Source organism: Arenimonas alkanexedens (assembly GCF_054781355.1).
Window position 1 is genome coordinate 143,239 of sequence record NZ_BAAGUO010000001.1, and the last position, 16,263, is coordinate 159,501.

Annotated in this window: 15 protein-coding genes and 1 pseudogene; 9 read left to right on the plus strand and 7 right to left on the minus strand. The window is 69.0% G+C overall.

Annotated features, from left to right (window positions below):
- From ACYVGY_RS00650 to ACYVGY_RS00665, 4 genes and pseudogenes are all read left to right on the plus strand, one after another.
- Positions 1 to 382 (plus strand): annotated as a pseudogene (locus ACYVGY_RS00650) (hypothetical protein); the annotation flags it as partial.
- Between the two features lie 108 nt (positions 383 to 490).
- On the plus strand, positions 491 to 844 hold the full coding sequence (gene folB, locus ACYVGY_RS00655; protein ID WP_460455562.1) for a dihydroneopterin aldolase: 354 nt from the start codon (positions 491 to 493) through the stop codon (positions 842 to 844).
- Entirely contained in the window at positions 844 to 1,335 is a 492-nt protein-coding gene (gene folK, locus ACYVGY_RS00660) for a 2-amino-4-hydroxy-6-hydroxymethyldihydropteridine diphosphokinase (RefSeq protein WP_460455563.1), read from the plus strand. The genes folB and folK overlap by 1 nt, the downstream gene beginning before the upstream one ends.
- 65 nt (positions 1,336 to 1,400) lie before the next feature.
- Complete coding sequence (locus ACYVGY_RS00665; protein WP_460455564.1) at positions 1,401 to 2,234, plus strand: DUF6159 family protein; 834 nt, start codon at positions 1,401 to 1,403, stop codon at positions 2,232 to 2,234.
- A 66-nt stretch (positions 2,235 to 2,300) separates the two neighbouring features.
- On the opposite strand, the gene ACYVGY_RS00670 is transcribed toward ACYVGY_RS00665, so the two are convergent.
- Positions 2,301 to 3,035: a pteridine reductase gene (locus tag ACYVGY_RS00670; protein ID WP_460455565.1), complete on the minus strand. Its 735-nt coding sequence runs from the start codon at positions 3,033 to 3,035 to the stop codon at positions 2,301 to 2,303.
- A 55-nt stretch (positions 3,036 to 3,090) separates the two neighbouring features.
- On the opposite strand from ACYVGY_RS00670, the gene ACYVGY_RS00675 reads away from it, so the two are divergent.
- Complete coding sequence (locus ACYVGY_RS00675; protein WP_460455566.1) at positions 3,091 to 4,275, plus strand: class I SAM-dependent methyltransferase; 1,185 nt, start codon at positions 3,091 to 3,093, stop codon at positions 4,273 to 4,275.
- Positions 4,272 to 4,661: a VanZ family protein gene (locus tag ACYVGY_RS00680; protein ID WP_460455567.1), complete on the plus strand. Its 390-nt coding sequence runs from the start codon at positions 4,272 to 4,274 to the stop codon at positions 4,659 to 4,661. The genes ACYVGY_RS00675 and ACYVGY_RS00680 overlap by 4 nt, the downstream gene beginning before the upstream one ends.
- A 63-nt stretch (positions 4,662 to 4,724) precedes the next feature.
- On the opposite strand, the gene ACYVGY_RS00685 is transcribed toward ACYVGY_RS00680, so the two are convergent.
- The 3 genes from ACYVGY_RS00685 to ACYVGY_RS00695 are packed head-to-tail and all read right to left on the minus strand — an operon-like array spanning position 4,725 to position 8,864.
- On the minus strand, positions 4,725 to 5,951 hold the full coding sequence (locus tag ACYVGY_RS00685; protein ID WP_460455568.1) for a multifunctional CCA addition/repair protein: 1,227 nt from the start codon (positions 5,949 to 5,951) through the stop codon (positions 4,725 to 4,727).
- 1 nt (position 5,952) lies between these two features.
- Positions 5,953 to 6,894, minus strand: coding sequence for a complex I NDUFA9 subunit family protein (locus ACYVGY_RS00690; protein ID WP_460455569.1), 942 nt, complete (start codon positions 6,892 to 6,894; stop codon positions 5,953 to 5,955).
- Complete coding sequence (locus ACYVGY_RS00695) at positions 6,891 to 8,864, minus strand: transglycosylase SLT domain-containing protein (RefSeq protein WP_460455570.1); 1,974 nt, start codon at positions 8,862 to 8,864, stop codon at positions 6,891 to 6,893. Before ACYVGY_RS00695 ends, ACYVGY_RS00690 begins: the two co-directional genes overlap by 4 nt.
- A gap of 43 nt (positions 8,865 to 8,907) precedes the next feature.
- Here ACYVGY_RS00695 and ACYVGY_RS00700 point away from each other — a divergent pair, with 43 nt between their 5' ends.
- Together ACYVGY_RS00700 and ACYVGY_RS00705 are read left to right on the plus strand one after the other, a co-directional pair.
- Positions 8,908 to 9,714, plus strand: coding sequence for a sulfite exporter TauE/SafE family protein (locus ACYVGY_RS00700; protein ID WP_460455571.1), 807 nt, complete (start codon positions 8,908 to 8,910; stop codon positions 9,712 to 9,714).
- A gap of 117 nt (positions 9,715 to 9,831) precedes the next feature.
- Positions 9,832 to 12,732, plus strand: a complete 2,901-nt coding sequence (locus ACYVGY_RS00705) for a TonB-dependent receptor domain-containing protein (RefSeq protein WP_460455572.1) — start codon at positions 9,832 to 9,834, stop codon at positions 12,730 to 12,732.
- 139 nt (positions 12,733 to 12,871) lie between these two features.
- Here ACYVGY_RS00705 and ACYVGY_RS00710 read toward each other — a convergent pair whose 3' ends face one another.
- The 3 genes from ACYVGY_RS00710 to ACYVGY_RS00720 form a co-directional block, all read right to left on the minus strand.
- Positions 12,872 to 13,657 (minus strand): endonuclease/exonuclease/phosphatase family protein, encoded by a 786-nt coding sequence (locus tag ACYVGY_RS00710; protein WP_460455573.1) that lies wholly within the window; start codon positions 13,655 to 13,657, stop codon positions 12,872 to 12,874.
- 97 nt (positions 13,658 to 13,754) lie between these two features.
- Positions 13,755 to 14,606: a thiol:disulfide interchange protein DsbA/DsbL gene (locus ACYVGY_RS00715; RefSeq protein ID WP_460455574.1), complete on the minus strand. Its 852-nt coding sequence runs from the start codon at positions 14,604 to 14,606 to the stop codon at positions 13,755 to 13,757.
- Positions 14,607 to 14,698: 92 nt separating this feature from the next.
- Complete coding sequence (locus ACYVGY_RS00720) at positions 14,699 to 15,472, minus strand: c-type cytochrome (RefSeq protein WP_460455575.1); 774 nt, start codon at positions 15,470 to 15,472, stop codon at positions 14,699 to 14,701.
- 183 nt (positions 15,473 to 15,655) lie between these two features.
- Here ACYVGY_RS00720 and yihA point away from each other — a divergent pair, with 183 nt between their 5' ends.
- Positions 15,656 to 16,243 (plus strand): ribosome biogenesis GTP-binding protein YihA/YsxC, encoded by a 588-nt coding sequence (yihA, locus tag ACYVGY_RS00725; RefSeq protein ID WP_460455576.1) that lies wholly within the window; start codon positions 15,656 to 15,658, stop codon positions 16,241 to 16,243.
- Positions 16,244 to 16,263: the final 20 nt, after the last annotated feature.

Sequence of the window (16,263 nt, forward strand, 5' to 3'; positions counted from 1 at the left end):
CGAGGACGCGGTGGTCGAAACCCTGGCCATCAAATGCGATCGCGCCCTGCAGCAGACTGGCGCCCGTACCCTGGTGGTGGCCGGCGGCGTCGGCGCCAACCTGCGCCTGCGCGAGCGCCTGCAGGCCCTCGTGCAAGCCCCTGTAGGAGGGCCTTCAGGCCCGAAGCCCTTCGCCAAAAGCTTCGGGCCTGAAGGCCCTCCTACAGTCCCTCCCACAGGGGAGGGCAGGGGTCGGGTGTACTTCCCGCGCCCGGCCTTCTGCACCGATAACGGCGCCATGATCGCCTTCGCCGGCGCCCTGCGCCTGCAGGCCGGCCAGCACGAGGCCCCCGTCGTCACCGTGACGCCACGTTGGGACATGGCAAGCTTGCCGCCCCTGTAACCGCAACCCGCCCCTTGTAGGAGGGCCTTCAGGCCCGAAGCTCCTCGCCAAAAGCTTCGGGCCTGAAGGCCCTCCTACAAGGTTGCGCTGGATTGGAAGGACCAAGCTATGGACAAGGTTTTCATCGAAGCCCTCGAAATCGAGTGCGTCATCGGCATCTACGACTGGGAGCGCAAGATCCTCCAGCCGATCGTGCTCGACATCGAGATGGCGTTCGACAACACCGTGCCGGCCGCCAGCGACAATATCGAGCACACGCTCGACTACAAGGCCGTCAGCAAGCGCCTGATCCAGTTCGTGTCCGAGTCCGAATTCGGCCTGGTGGAAACCCTGGCCGAGCGCTGCGCCGCGATCATCCTCGGCGAGTTCGGCGTGCAGCACGTGCGCCTGAAGCTGGCCAAGCCCGGCGCAGTGACCGGCTCGAAGTCGGTAGGCGTCATCATCGAGCGCAGCCGCGCCTGATGGGCAGGGCCTGGCTGAGCCTGGGCAGCAACCAGGACGCCGAGGCGAACCTGCTGGCCGCGGCCGACGCATTGCGCGTGCGCTTCGGCGCGGTGCAGTTCTCCCCGGTATACCGCACCCCGGCGGTGGGCTTCGAAGGCCCGGATTTCCTCAACGCCGCCGCCGTGATCGACAGCGATCTCGATCCGTTCGCGCTCAACGACTGGCTGCACGCCCTGGAAGACCGCCAGGGCCGGCGCCGCGACGTGCCGCGTTTCTCCAGCCGCACGCTCGACATCGACATCGTGTTTTACGACGACCTGGTGCTGAAAGGTCCCGGCAACCTCGAGCTGCCGCGGCCTGAGCTCAAGCACGCCTTCGTGCTCAAGCCGCTGGCCGACCTCTCGCCGGCATACGAAGTGCCCGGCGGCGGCGAGACGCTGGCGGCGCTGTGGGCCGCGCATCCGGAGGCCAATGCGCCGCCAACGGTGGATACGCTCAGCCTCGGGTGACTTTCGGCCTTGCGTGGCCGCGACACTGACGCATAATCGCGGCCATCCCACCGGAGGCCCACCCCATGTTCGATCGCATCTCCCGCAGCTGGACCCTGGTCAAGGCCAGCGCCGCCGTCCTGCGTTCGGACAAGGAACTGCTGCTGTTCCCGGTCATCTCCGCCTTTGCCACCCTGTTGGTAGCCATCTCCTTCGCGGTGCCGGTGATCGGCCTGCGCATTTTCGAAGGCGGTCAGATTGGCGTCGTTGGCGCGGTGGTCGGCTTCCTGTTCTACCTCTGCCAGTACTTCGTGATCTTCTTCTTCAACACGGCCCTGGTCGGTGCCGCACTGATCCGGCTCGAAGGCGGCAATCCCAGCGTGGCCGACGGCCTGCGAATCGCCCGCTCGAAAATCGGCGTGATCCTGGGCTACGCCGCCATCGCCGCTACCGTCGGCCTGCTGCTCAAGGCCGCCAGCGAGCGCGCCGGCGTGCTCGGCCGCATCCTGATCGGCCTGCTCGGCATGGCCTGGACCGTGGGCACCTTCCTGGTGGTGCCGATCCTGGTCACCCGCGACGTCGGCCCGATCGACGCGGTGAAAGAATCGATGACCCTGCTCAAGCGCACCTGGGGCGAGAACGTCGCCGGCAACGTCGGCATCGGCCTGGCCTTCGGCCTGCTGACCGGTCTCGTGGTCGTCGTTTCGATCGCGCTGGTGTTTGGCGCCGCCATGATCGGCGGCGGCAAGCTGGCGCTGGTGGCCGTGGTGATCGCCGTGATCGCCATCGCCGCCGTCGCCGTCTTCCAGGCCGCCCTGTCGGGCGTGTACTCGGCCGCGGTGTACCGCTACGCGGTGGACGGCCAGGCCCCGGAGGGCTTCGCCGGCCCGCAGCTGCAGGCGGCGTTCCAGGTCAAGTAGGCGGGAACCGTGCGCGGCCGCCGAGGTGGCCGCGCATCCGCTTTATCTGAGCGGAAGCATCACCGTTCAAATATTTAAACTGCGCCCACCGTCGACGCGAATGACTTGCCCGGTGGTGTAGCGCGCGTCCTGCAGCAGCCAGCGAACCGCTTCGGCGACGTCTTCAGCGTCGCCGGCGCGCTTGAGGGCTGTGCTGGCGAGCATGGCGGCCTTTTCGTGCTCGGGCTTGCCTTCGGCCGGCCACATCACGGCGCCGGGGGCGACGGCGTTGACGCGTACTTCCGGGCCCAGTTCCTTCGCCAGCGACTGAGTGAGCATGAGGTTGGCGGCCTTGGCCATGCAGTAGATCGTGTGGCTATCGAGCGGGCGCTCGCCGTAGATGTCGGCCAGGTTGACGATGGCGCCGCCGGCGGCGCGCAGGTGCGGGGCAGCGGCCTGGGACAGGAAGAAGGGGCCGCGGGCGTTGGAGGCGAACAGTTCGTCCCACTGCGCGGTCGTCGCGCTGCCGATCGGCGTCGGGTAGAAGGCGCTGGCGTTGTTCACCAGGGCATCGAGACGGCCGAAGCGCGCCACGGTATCGGCGACCAGACCGGGCAGGGCGTCGTCTTGGGCGAGTTCACAGCTCAGCACCAGCGTGCTGCCGGCGCGGACCGCATCAAGTTCGGCGACCAGGGCGTGCATGGCCTCACCCGAGGCGCGGTGGTGCAGGGCGAGGTCGTAGCCGGCGGCATGCAGGCGGCGGGCGATGCAGGCGCCGACGCGCTTGGCGGCGCCAGTGATCAGGGCAACGGGGGCAGTCATTCGGGGCTCCGTGGATTTGCCGGTATCCTGCGCGTTCGCATCTGAAGATTACATCATGACCCCGCACGTCCCTGCCCCCGACGCGGCCGCCCTGGCCCATAGCGAACGCCTGCTGGATCTGGTCCGCGGGCAGATCAAGGCCAGCGGCGGCGTCCTTCCGTTCTCGCGCTACATGGAGCTGGTGCTGTACGCGCCGGGGCTGGGCTACTACAGCGCGGGCAGCCGCAAGTTCGGGGCCGAAGGCGATTTCGTCACCTCGCCGGAGCTGGGACCGACCTTCGCCGAATGCATCGCGCAGGCGGCGGCGCAGGTGTTCACGCAGTTGGGCGGCGCGGCGGATTTCTTCGAAATCGGCGGCGGCAGCGGCGCGTTTGCCGAGGCGGCGCTGCGGCATTGGCAGGCGATTGATGCTTTGCCGGCGCGCTACCTCATCCTCGAACCCAGCGCCGACCTGCGCGAGCGCCAGGCCGAGCGCCTGCGCGCGGCGCTGCCGGCCGAGGTGTTCGCCTGCGTGAGCTGGCTCGACGGCCCGCCGGAACGCGAGTGGCGCGGCGTACTGTTCGCCAACGAGGTGCTCGACGCGCTGCCCACGCCGCGCTTCGCGATGCGCGGCGGCGAGGTGTACGAGGAATACGTGGCGCTTTCGCCCGAAGGCGCGCTGATCCGCGTCGACCAGCCGGCCGATGCCCTGCTGCACGCCGCGGTGCGCCACATCGAACGCGATATCGGCAAGCCCTTCGCCGAGGGTTATCGTTCCGAAGTGCTGCCGCAGCTGCCGTACTGGATCCAGGCGGTGGGCGGCCTGCTGAAGGACGGCGCGATGCTGTTCGTGGACTACGGCTACCCGCGCCAGGAGTACTACCTGCCCGAGCGCAGCGAAGGCACCCTGGTCTGCCACCACCGCCACAGCGCCAACGCCAATCCCTTTCACCTGCCGGGGCTGCAGGACATCACCGCCTTCGTGGATTTCACGGCGGTCGCGGAGGCGGGCGTGGGCGCAGGCTTTGATTTCGCCGGCTACTGCGCGCAGGCCAGCTTCCTGATCAACAGCGGTCTGGCCGAACGGCTGGCGGCGATCGAGGCCATCGACGATGTGGTCGATCGCCACCATCGCCACAACGAAGTGAAGCGATTGACGCTGCCGGGCGAAATGGGCGAGCGCTTCCAGGTGATGGGGTTCCAGCGTGGCGCCGATATCCGACCGCTGTTTGCCCGCGGCGACCTGAGCCGTCGCCTGTGATCCGTCGTGATTTGAAACGGCCGCGGCTGTGGCTGGGCGTGTGGGTATTTGGCTGGCTGCTGTGCATCGCGCTGTCGCTGCTGCCGCCGATTCAATTGGGCGGACCGCCGGACTCGGACAAGCTGGGGCATTTCCTCGCCTACTTCACGCTGTCGGCGTGGGCGGTGATGCTGCTTCGTGGCTGGGGTGCGCGGTGTTTGGCGGCGCTGGCCTTGGTGCTACTTGGCGTTGGACTGGAGTTCGCGCAGGCGCAGCTGACCACGACGCGGCTGGGCGATGGACGCGATGCGCTGGCGAACACGCTGGGTGTGCTGGCGGGGCTCGGCCTGGGGCTGACGCCGCTGCGGAATGTGTTGGTGTGGATGGAGGCAAAGCTTCGGGCCTGAAGGCCCTCCTACAGGTTGCGATGTAGGAGGGCCTTCAGGCCCGAAGCTTTTGTAGGAGGGCCTTCAGGCCCGAAGCTTCTCGGCCGCAATCGCCGCAATCCGCGCCTGCCGCAGCCAATCCCCCACCGCCACGCCCTTGAGTCCATTGGCGATCGCGGCGCCGGCCGACACCGCCTGCGCGGCCGCATGCAAACGCAACAGCAGGTCCCGCGACGGGTAGCGTTCTTCTTCGCGACCCAGTCGGCCGCGCTTGTCGGCTTCACAGGCCAGCGCCAGCTGGGCGATGCGCTCGGGTTTGCGGAAGCCGTCGCAGCGGGCGATCAGGTCGTGCACGGTCTCGGGCCGCAGCTCGGCCAGGCGGTGCACGTTGAGATGTTCGCGACAGACGATGTCCGCCACGGCCGAGAACTCGGCGGGCACCTTGTAGCGCGCCGATACCGCACGCACCGGGCGCGCGCCGCTGTGCTCGTGGCCGACGTGCTTGGGCAGCGCCTGTTTCGGCGTCAGCGCCTTGCCCAGGTCATGGGTGAGCGCGCAGTAGCCGATCAGGGCATCGCCGGGCGCCAGCCGCGCGGCCATGTCCAGCACCATCTGCACGTGGATGCCGGTGTCGATTTCCGGGTGGTACTCGACGCGCTGCGGCACGCCGTAGAGCGCGTCCACTTCCGGCAGCAGCTTCGCCAGCGCGCCGCATTCGCGCAGCAGGGCGATCGCGGCAGAAGGACGCGGCATTTCCAGCGCCTTCTTTAGCTCCTGCCAAACGCGCTCGGGCACCAGGTGGTCGACTTCGCCGGCGGCGACCATCTCGCGCATCAGCGCCAGCGTCTCCGGCGCCACGGTGAAGCCCAGCGGCGCGAAGCGCGCGAGGAAGCGGGCCGCGCGAAGAATGCGCACCGGGTCTTCGGCGAAGGCCGGCGACACGTGCCGCAGCACGCGCGCTTCGATATCGGCGCGGCCGCCGAAGGGGTCGGTCAGCACGCCGTCGTCGTCTTCGGCGATGGCGTTGATGGTGAAGTCGCGGCGGGCCAGGTCCTGTTCCAGCGTCACCGAGGCGTCGGCGTGGAAGGTGAAGCCGCGATAGCCCGGCGCGGTCTTGCGTTCGGTGCGGGCAAGCGCGTGTTCTTCCTTGGTGTTCGGGTGCAGGAAGACGGGGAAGTCCTTACCCACCGGCAGGTAGCCGGCCAGCACCATCGCTTCCGGCGTTGAACCCACGACGACCCAGTCGCGGTCGCCGGCGGGCAGACCCAGCAGTCGGTCACGAACAGCGCCGCCGACCCGATAGGCCTTCATGTCAGCGGGCGGCGCGGTAGCGCGCGTAGCGCGTCTGGCGATCGTCGACGTGCCCCAGGATCTCCGGCAGCTTGGCGCTGACGCGGGTCGGCACGATGCCAAGACGGTGCAGGCCATCAATGCCGCCAACCGAGTCGGTGGCCAGTGAGCGGAAATTGTCGGACGAGAACGGCTTGCCCGGCACGAAGTCGAACACGAAGCCCTGAAGGCGACCGAGCACGTCCGGCAAGGGCAGCACGAAGCGGGTGAGATCGCGCGCTTTCGCCGTCATCTTCACGATCTGCGCCATCGTGTACACGTCCGGCCCGTAGAGTTCATAGACCTCGCCGATGCTGCGGCGATTGCCCAGCGCGCGCACGAAGGCCTCGACCACGTCGCCGATGTAGACCGGCGCGAACTTGCAGCCCGCGCGCGCCAGCGGCAGCACCGGCGCAATCTTGAGCAGCTGCGCGAAGCGGCAGAACAGCCCGTCGCCATGGCCGAAGATCACCGAGGGCTGGAAGATGCTCCAGTCCAGGCCCGAGGCTTTCACCGCCGCCTCGGCTTCGCCGCGCGACTTCAGGTAATGGCTCTGGCCGCGGCCGGCGTTTAGCGAGCTCATCTGCAGCAGGCGACGCACGCCGGCCAGCTGCATCGCCGCCAGCACCAGCTTGGTCAACTCGACGTGGGCGCGCCGGAAGCCGCGGCCGCTGTCGCCTTTTTCGTTGAGGATGCCGACCAGGTTGATGACCGTATCGGCGCCGGTGAACGCCTGGCGCAATACGCTGGGGTCGTACACGTCCACCTCGCGCAGCGTCACGCCGGGCGCCAGCAGGCGGTCGAGATGGCTGGCCAGGTTGCGGCTGAGCAGGGTGACGGCGTGGCCGTCGGCGGCCAGCCGGGCCACCAGGTGGCGGCCGACGAAACCAGTGCCGCCGAGGATGACGATGTTTTGCGGGATCATGGCGTGCTCAGTGCGTTAGAAGGGGTGGGGCAACGGAACTTGCGCCGGGCCGACGCGTTCACCGTGCGGCCGAGCATGCGCTCGGTCACCGGCACCGCGTCGCCGTCCAGGCGCCAATCGTAAATGACGCTGAAGGCCAGCACCCGGGCCATGTAGTCGCGGGTTTCCTTGTAGGTCACGGTTTCGATCCAGAAGTCTGGTTCGAAGCCGGGACGGTCGCGGTTCCAGCGGGCCACGGGCGTCGGGCCGGCATTGTAGGCGGCGATGGCCTGGTAGGGCAGGCCTCCCTGCTGGTCGAGCTCGAAACGCAGGTGGGCCGTGCCCAGGATGATGTTCACATCCGGGTCGTACAGGCTCTCGACGCCGCGGTAGGCAATGCCTTGGCGGCTTGCCGTCATCGCGGCCGTGGTCGGCAGCAGCTGCATCAGCCCGCGGGCATTCGCAGGCGAACGGGCGCGCTCCATGAAGGCACTTTCCGCACGCGTCTGCGCCGCCACCCAGGCCGGGTCCAGGGCGTGCTTGCGCGCCTCGCGGCGGATCGTGCGCTCGTGCGGCAGCGGGAAACGAAGCCCGTAATAGCGCATCGCCTCGGGCGCGTCGCCGATGGTGAACACGCCGCGGTCATGCCAGCCGGCCTGCAGGGCGAAGTCGATGGCGACGTAGCGCTCGGCGTCTTCCAGGCCGCGCAGCAGCGCCGCCCACTCGCGGATGGCCAGGCCCAGGCGATCGATACGGTAGAGCTCGAGCGCGCGCACCAGGCCGGGCATCGCCGCCACCCGTTGGCGTAGGGTGGCGTCGCTGGAAGGCTGCAGCGGGCACAGCGCATAGGGCTGGTCGAGCCGGTCCGCGGCCAGGAAGCCGTGGAAGGTGGCGGTGTTGGCGGCCTGGGCGTACAGCGTGCGGGCCAGGTCGCGCTGCTTGTTGCGCTCGCGCAGGCGCGCTTCGAAATACTGCCAGCGCGGATCCGCGCGCTGCGTCGGCGACATGGCTTCCAGCGCCTTCAGTGCGGCGGGCGTGTCGCGCCGGTTCATGGCTTCGCGTACGCGCCATTCGTGCAGGCGGTCGTCATAGGCCGAGGCCGGCACCTCGGCCAGGCGCTCGGCGGAGCCGGGCAGGTAGGAGGCGACCGTCCACAGCGCGATCTGGTAGAGCACCTGGCCGCGCTGGGTCTCGTCCATATCCAGTGCCGGCGCCAGTGCGGCCAGCTGCGAACGCGCGGTGTCGGGGTCGCGTCGCGCCAGCCGCGCCAGGCCCTCGGCGGCCACCTGGCGGCTGCGCGGGTCGCGCGGCCAGGTCGCCGTGCGTGCGTGCGGGGCTTCGATGAAGTCGGCGTAGTCGCTGGCGAGGGCGGTCGCGTTGGCGGGCAGTCCCTTGGCCAGGAAGCGCGCCAGGCCGCCCTGGCCTTCGCCCAGTGCCAGCATGATGCGCTGCCAGCGCAGGTCGTCGCCCAGCTTGCCGCGCGCCTGCAGGGCCGCGAAGGGCGCGTCGCAGAGGCCGGGCAGGCCGCTGCCGCTGAGCCAGATGGCCTGGACGTCGGCGGTCCAGGCGACATCGGAGCCGCCGGTGGCCAGCCGCGCCGCGAGCTCGGCACAGCGAAGCTCGGTGGAAGCCGTCGGGCGGAAGTCGGCCCGGAAGGTGGTCCATTCGTTGCGTCGGGCCAGCTGCAGCAGCCAGGCATCGCGCAGCCAGTCGGCGGCGGCCTGGCCTTCGTGCCGGGTCAGCACCGCGCGCACGTCGGCGGCGCTGGCGCTGGCGATGCGCTTGCGCATCAACGTGGCCTCGACCCAGCCATGCAGGGGGTGGCCGGACAGGCGCGCGGCGTCGGCGGCATTCAGCCGGCCTTGCTCGGCGAGCTGGAAACCGCCGAGGATGAGCGGGCGCTGCGCCGACAGGTCAGCCGGGGCCGCCTGCGGCCGCGCGGTCGCGGGCAACACGAGGAGCAGGAAAAGCGTGAAAAAGCGTAAATGCATGGCGACGAGTCTAGCCCATGGCGGCTGAGCGCCCGGTGCCGGCATGAGCCTGGACTGGGGCATCTATCTGGCGCTGGGCGCCGTGGCCGGCGTACTGGCGGGGCTGCTGGGCATCGGCGGCGGCCTGGTCCTGGTGGCGGCGCTGGTCTGGCTGCTGCCGGCCCAGGGCGTACCGCCGGCGCTGGCCGTGCATGCGGCGCTGGCAACGGCGCTGGCCAGCATCGTGCTCACCGGGCTTTCTTCGGCCCGCGCCCATCACCGGCGCGGCAGCGTGCTGTGGCCGACGGTGGCCTGGCTGGTGCCCGGCGTGCTGCTGGGCGGCTGGCTGGGGAGCCTGCTGGCGGTCCGCCTTGACGGTGGCCTGCTGCGGATCGGTATCGCCGCCTATTGTTTCATCGCCGCCGCCCAGCTGGCGCTCGACTGGCCGCGTTCGCGCGCTGAACGGCCGGACGCTCCGCGTGGGCCGGGCTACAGCGTGGCCGGCGGCGCGATCGGTGCGATTTCCGCCCTGGTGGGTATCGGCGGCGGCAGCATGACCGTGCCCCTGCTGGTCTGGCGCGGGGTCCGGCCGGTGCGGGCGGTGGGCACGTCCAGCGCCTGCGGTGTCGCCATTGCCCTGGCCAGCGCCGCCGGCTACGCCTTCAACGGTCCGGCGCCGGGGCTGCTGCCGCCGGGCAGCTGGGGTTACGTCTACCTGCCGGCCGCCGCGGCCCTGGCCCTGGCCTCGGTGCTGACGGCGCCGCTGGGCACGCGTCTGGCCCATCGCATCAGCGGACAGGCCTTGCGGGGGCTGTTTGCGGTCTTCCTGACCCTGGTTGGCGCCAGCCTGGCCTGGGGCGGAGGCGTGTAAATCGCTGTCAGCGTTAGTGATTTAGTGTCTTGTTGGGCTGTCACAAAGTCTTTACATCTGGTCCCAGCCGGTGCATTGGGGGCAAGGCGCCGGTCCCACCAACTCTTGGGGATCAGCATGAAGACCAACCGTACCTCCCGCCTGAGCCTGGCGGTTCGCAGCGCATTGCTGCTGGCGGCGCTGCCGCTGGCCGCGACCGCGACCGCACAGGACAGCACCGAAGAAACCGTCCAGACCCTGGACCGGATCGAAGTCACCGGCACCCGCATCCGCACCGCCGAAGCCGAGGGCCTCGTGCCCGTGCAGCGCATCACGCGCGCCGACATCGACCGCAGCGGCCTGACCTCGGTGGGTGACCTCATCCAGTCGCTCACCGGCTCGGGTTCGGCGCTCAACACCAAATTCAATTCCAGCGGCAACTTCGGCTTCCCGCCGGACGGTAGCGGCGTTGGTGCCGGTTCCGCCCAGGCCGACCTTCGTCATCTCGGCGCGAAGCGCGTGCTGGTGCTGGTGGACGGCATTCGCTGGGTCAACGAGGCCTCGGCTTCGGGCGTGGGCGCCTCGACCGATCTCAACACCATTCCGCTGGCCATCATCGATCGCATCGAAGTGCTCGAAGACGGCGCGTCCTCGCTCTACGGTTCGGACGCCATCGCCGGCGTGGTGAACATCATCACCCGCAAGAACTTCGACGGCATCAGCGTCAGCGCGCAGTACGGCGAGTACGGCGAAGGCGACGGCGCCACCTCCAGCATCGACTTCGCCTGGGGTAAAAGCACCGATCGCGCCAGCTTCTTCGTCGGCATCAGCCATACCGACCAGGACGTGATCTTCGCGCGCGACCGCGAACAGTCGAGCCTTCCGGTGCCGGGCACGGGCCTGGACTTCGGCAGCTCGGGCACGCCGACCGGTCGCTTCATCATTACCGACCCGAACACCGGTGAAACCATCGACGTCACGCCCAACAACGGCGTCAGCAGCCCCGTTTACGACCCGACCCAGGTCGGCTGCGTGCGCACCGATGACTACCACTGCTTCACCACGGCCGACCGCTTCAACTTCGCCCAGTACAACCTGTTGCTGACCCCGTCCGAGCGGACCGGTGTGTTCGGCCAGGCGCGCTTCGAGTTCAACGACCGCGTCAGCGGCTACGCCAAGGTGCTCTACAACCGCCGCAAATCAACCAACCAGGCCGCGCCCGAGCCGCTGTTCCTGGGCCCGGAAGCGGGCACCGGCAATCCGCTGGCCGACAACATCTTCATCTCCGGCCTCAACCCCTTCAATCCCTTCGGCTTCGATCTCGACGGGCGCCTGACCACGCCCGTGGCCGATCGCAACCTGATCCTGATCGGCCGTCGTCCGGTCGAAGGCGGCCCGCGCATCTTCGAGCAGGAAGTCGACACCTGGTACGCCGGCGCGGGCCTGGAAGGCGTGTTCGATGCCGGCGGGCGCAGCTTCTACTGGGACGCCAACGTGGCCTTGAGCGAGAACGAAGCCGACCAGACCAACCGGGGCAGCTACGACATCCGCAACATCGCGCTGGCCCTGGGCGATCCCGCGGCCTGCGCGGCCGTTGCCGGCTGCACGCCGCTCAATATCTTCGGTGGCCCGGGCACGATCACGGCCGACATGCTGGCCTTCATCTCGCCGGTGGTGCGCGACAGCAGCCGGAACGAACTGGCGCTGGTGACCGCCAACCTCTCGGGCAGCCTGTTCGAGATGCCGGCCGGATCGGTCGACTTCGCGACGGGCGTCGAGCATCGCCGCCTGGAGGGCGCCTACCAGCCCGACGCGCTGACCGTGGCCGGGTTCTACAACGGTGTTCCTTCGCTGCCGACCGCCGGCAAGTACGACGTCAGCGAAGTTTACGTGGAAGTGAACGTGCCGCTGTTCGCCAATGAGGCCGAAGGCAGCCGCTTCGACCTGACGCTGGCGGGCCGCTATTCCGACTACAGCACCGGCATCTCCGAGTTCACGCCCAAGTACGGTCTGCGCTGGCAGGTGGCGGACGAACTGGTGCTGCGCGCCAGCTTCGCCGAGGGTTTCCGGGCACCGTCGATCGGCGAGCTGTTCGGTTCCGCCAGCCGCTTCGACGCACAGCTCGACGACCCCTGCACCACGCCGCTGCTCGACCCCTCGCTGGCCGGCAACTGCGCGACGCTGGGCGTGCCCAATAACTATGTCCAGCCGAACCCCCAGATTTCCGTCACCACCGGTGGCAACGACCAGCTCAACCCGGAGTTCGCCGACAGCTTCACCGCCGGCTTCGTCTGGAGCCCGTCTTTCCTGGAAAATTCGTCCATCTCGGATCGGGTGGATTTCGAAGTCACTTACTACAGCCACGAGATCGACGGCGCGATCCAGGCCATCGACGCGCAGACCCAGCTCGACCTGTGCGTGCAGACGCTTGATCCGCTGTACTGCTCGGGCATCAGCCGCGCCGCCACCGGCGGCATCAATGCCTTCGCCAACCGCCTGAGCAACCTCGGCTCGATCACGACCAATGGCTGGGACGTGGACCTGAGCTGGGTCTTCCCGATGCAGGACTGGGGCCAGCTGAAAATGGCCTGGCGGAACACCTTCGTCGGTGAATACGAGGCGATCGGTGCCGCCGGCCAGCGGCAGCCGCAGGCCCCCGGCCGTGAGGTGGTGGACAGTGCGATCCCGGACTGGACCTCGAACTTCGTGACCTCGTGGACCCACGGTGCGTGGTCGGCCTCCTGGACGCTGCGCCATATCTCGGAGCTGCGCGAGTCCTGCGGTCGGGTCGTCACCTTCGCGGTGTGCTCGAATCCGGCCACGGACACCAATGTGCTCGACGCGATCACCTACAGCGATCTGCAGGTGGGCTATCAGTTCGAAAGCATGGCCAACCTGCGTCTGACCTTCGGCGCCAACAACCTGTTCGACGAGGACCCGCCGATCTGCCTGTCCTGCTCGCTCAACGGCTATGACGCTTCCACCTACGACATACCGGGTGGCCGCTTCTTCTACCTGCGTGCGGAAGTTCGCTTCTGATCCTTGTCGCTTGCTTCACTCTGGAAGGCCGCCTTCGGGCGGCCTTTCTTTTTGAAGCTGTGTCGCATCGCTGCCCGGCGTCTTGCTGGCGCCATCCCTGGAAGAACCTATTTCCGAACCAGGTGTGACGCGAGAACGCTTACGACTTCTTGCGCGGCTTTTCGACCGGAACCTCGAGCTCGACGGCGACCGCCATGTGGTCGGAGCCGGCGGCCGGCACGGCCTCGTAGCTGTTGATCTTCAGGCCGCCGACCAGCACGTGGTCGAGGCAGCGCTGCGGCGCCCAGCTTGGGAAGGTGCAGACCCGGTCGCTGGGGGGCTCGAGTTTTGTTTCGCGGTATAGCGCGCGCATTTCAGGCGCGTCGAAATCGCAGTTGAAGTCGCCCATCAGCACCAGTCGCGGCGACTCTGACAGCAGCTCGGCCAGGAAACCCAGCTGAAGCTGGCGCGACTTGGCGCCGAGCGAAAGATGAGTCACCGCGAGGTCCCAGGCCGTGTCGCCCTTGCCGAAGCGGGCCAACAGCACGCCGCGGCCTGCGATGCGGCCAGGCAGCGCGTAGTCCAGCAGCTCGGTCGGCTCCACGCGGCTGAGCAAGGCGTTGCCGCTGCCGGCGATGCGCGAGATGCGACGGTTGGGCTGGTGGCTCCAGAACGGGAACCCGCCGCGCTCTGCCAGGTAGTCGGCCTGGTTGGTGAAGCCGGAGCGCAGGCTGCCCGGGTCGCTTTCCTGCAGGCCGACCAAATCGAAAGGCTGGGCGAGCTGGGCCAGGCTGTCCATATTCAGTCGCTTGCCGTTGGGCAGCACGTGCGACCAGCTGCGCGTGACGTATTCGCGATAGGCGCGCGTGCTCGAGCCCGCCTGGATGTTGGCGCTGAGCAGGCGAAGTGGCGACGACGTGGCGAGGGGGGTGGGCTTGGCGACCATGGAGGAATGGTGCGGCCCCGCGCCCGCCACCACAAGGCTGAAACTGAACGGGGCCGCGATGCGGCCCCGTGGGTGAACATGACGCGTGGCTGGAAACTCAGCGCTGGGCGGCTTCCGCACGCTCGCGCGCCACCAGCCAGTCGACGGTCTCGACCAGGCCTGCCGGGCCGCGATCGCCGGTCATCGAGGCGCTGTACTTGCCGGCCACGATGATGGTCGGCGTGGCCTGCACGCCGGTACGCAGCGCGAACTGGCGGGCGCGATTGAGCTTGGCGGTCACGGCGAAGCTCTGCATGGTCGACAGGAAGGTGTCGCGGTCGGCGCCGAGGCTGGCGTAGTGGTCGGCGACTTCCTCGGGCTCGGCGGTCTTGAACTTGCGGTCCACGAAGAAGGCCTGGAAGGTCTCGTTGTGGGTCTTGTCCAAGAGGCCCATGGTCTCGGCCGCGAAGAAACCGCGGGCGAAGTTGTCGCCAGGGCCACCGAACGCCGCCGGGACGTAGATGAAGCGCACGTCGTCCGCCAGGGTCGGCTTCCACAGGTCGAGGGTGGGCTGGAGGTTGGCGCAGTGGATGCAGGTATAGGCGAACACCTCGGCCACTTCGATACCCGTTCCGGAAAGGTAGGTCGGCTGCGGCTCGGCGAGCACCACGTAGTCGGTCCCTTCGCGCGGCGCCTTGGCCGGATCCGGCATGGCCGGCGCCGGGGCGACGGTGGCGGCGGCGTCCTGCGCCGGCTCAGCGGCGGGCGCGGCATCTACCGCAGGCGCATCCGCGTCGGCAGCGGGCGCGGCTTCGGTCGGGGGCACGACCTCGGTGGGCTCCGGCGCCGCCGGCTCGACGGCGGACGCGACCGCCGGGGCGGCCGGCTCAGCCGAGGCGGCCGGGGCTGCCGGCGTCGGGCTGCAAGCCGCGAGGGCGAGGACGAGCATCAGGGACAGCAGGTGCTTCATCGGGTCGTGCTCCTTAAGGGGTCAGCCATCCAGACTACGTCGGGATGGCAAAGGTTCACTCGGGCGGCGTGAAGGCCGCTCGGCGCAGGGGCTCAGCCCTGCGGCGGGGCGGCCTCGGCCGCGGGCGCGTCGGCCGCGTTGTGCAGGCCTTCGATATAGGTCGCCAGGGCCTGGATCTCTTCGTCGCTGAGGTTGCCGGCCACGCCCGCCATCAGCGCATTGGCGTTGCCGTCCCGGCCCCACACCATGCCGTCGCGGAACGCGGTGAGGGCGGTGGCGGTGTAGCCCGCGTGCTGGCCGGCGAGGCGGGGCCAGGCGGCGCCCGGGTTGCCGGCGCCCGCGGGGCCGTGGCAGGCCTGGCAGGCCGGTACACCCTGGTCGACATTGCCGTAGCGATAGAGGCGCTCGCCGACTTCGTAGAACTTCATGTCCTGGTTCGGACCCGAGGCGATGACGGAGTCGTCGGCGACGCCCGGCAGGCCGGTCTGGGTGGCGAAGTAGGCGCCGATGTCGCGCATGTCCTGCGCGCTGAGGGCGGCCGAGAAGCCGAGCATGATCGCGTTCTGGCGTTCGCCGGTCTTGTACAGCGAGAGCTGGCGGGCGATGTAGCGCTCGTGCTGGCCGGCCAGCTTCGGGTACTGCGGGTCGGCTGAATTGCCGTCGAGGCCGTGGCAGGCCGCGCAGGCGGCGGCCTTGCCGGCGCCGGCCTGGGCGTCGCCCCAGGTGGCCGGCGTGTTGTCGGCCTCAAGGGTGGCGATCGGCGCCGGTGCGGGCTCGGGGGCCGGCGTCACCGTGGCGGCTTCCTGGGCCAGGGTCGAGCCGGCGGCCAGGAGGGCGGCGACACCGAGGATGCGCGAGAACTTCATGGACTGCTCCGAAACGCTGGGATTCGAGTGGAAGGGATTCAACGCGATCTAGGCGCGGGAAGGCGCGGATTATCCCAGTCAGCGCCGCAAGGGGTCAATCAAACCGGTCCGGGACCGTCCTGGCGCTGGTCAGGCCGGCCCGGGCAGGCCAAGCTAGAGGCCTTTCCAGCCCCGGCCGACACGATGGCAAACCCCCTGGCCCGCGCCAAATACACCTTTTCCGCCCACGCCCTGAAGCAGCTGCCGCCGGACGACTGCCGCGAGGTGGCCTTCGCCGGCCGCTCCAACGCGGGCAAATCGACCTCGCTCAACGCCCTGACCAACCAGCATGGCCTGGCCCGGGTGTCCAAGACCCCGGGCCGCACCCAGGCGCTGAACTACTTCGAGGTCGCGCCCAAGAAGCATCTGGTCGACCTGCCGGGCTACGGCTACGCCAAGGTGCCCGAGGAAATGCGCGAGCGCTGGAAGGAGTTCATCAACGTCTACTTCCACACCCGCCAGTCGCTGGCTGGCCTGGTGGTGGTGATGGATATCCGCCACCCGCTGCGCGAGTACGACCTGCAGATGCTCGACTACGCCGTCGAGCGCGAGCTGCCGGCGCACTGCCTGCTGACCAAGGCCGACAAGCTGGGCCGCGGCGAGCAGGGCAACATCCTGCTCAAGGTCCGCAAGGAGCTGGGCGAACGCGCTTCGGTGCAGGTGTTCTCGGGCGAGTCCAGGATCGGCGTGGACGAAGCGCGCGCCGTCGTGGCGCGCTGGCTCGAGCTCTGACCGGCGCGGTCGGCGCGCGC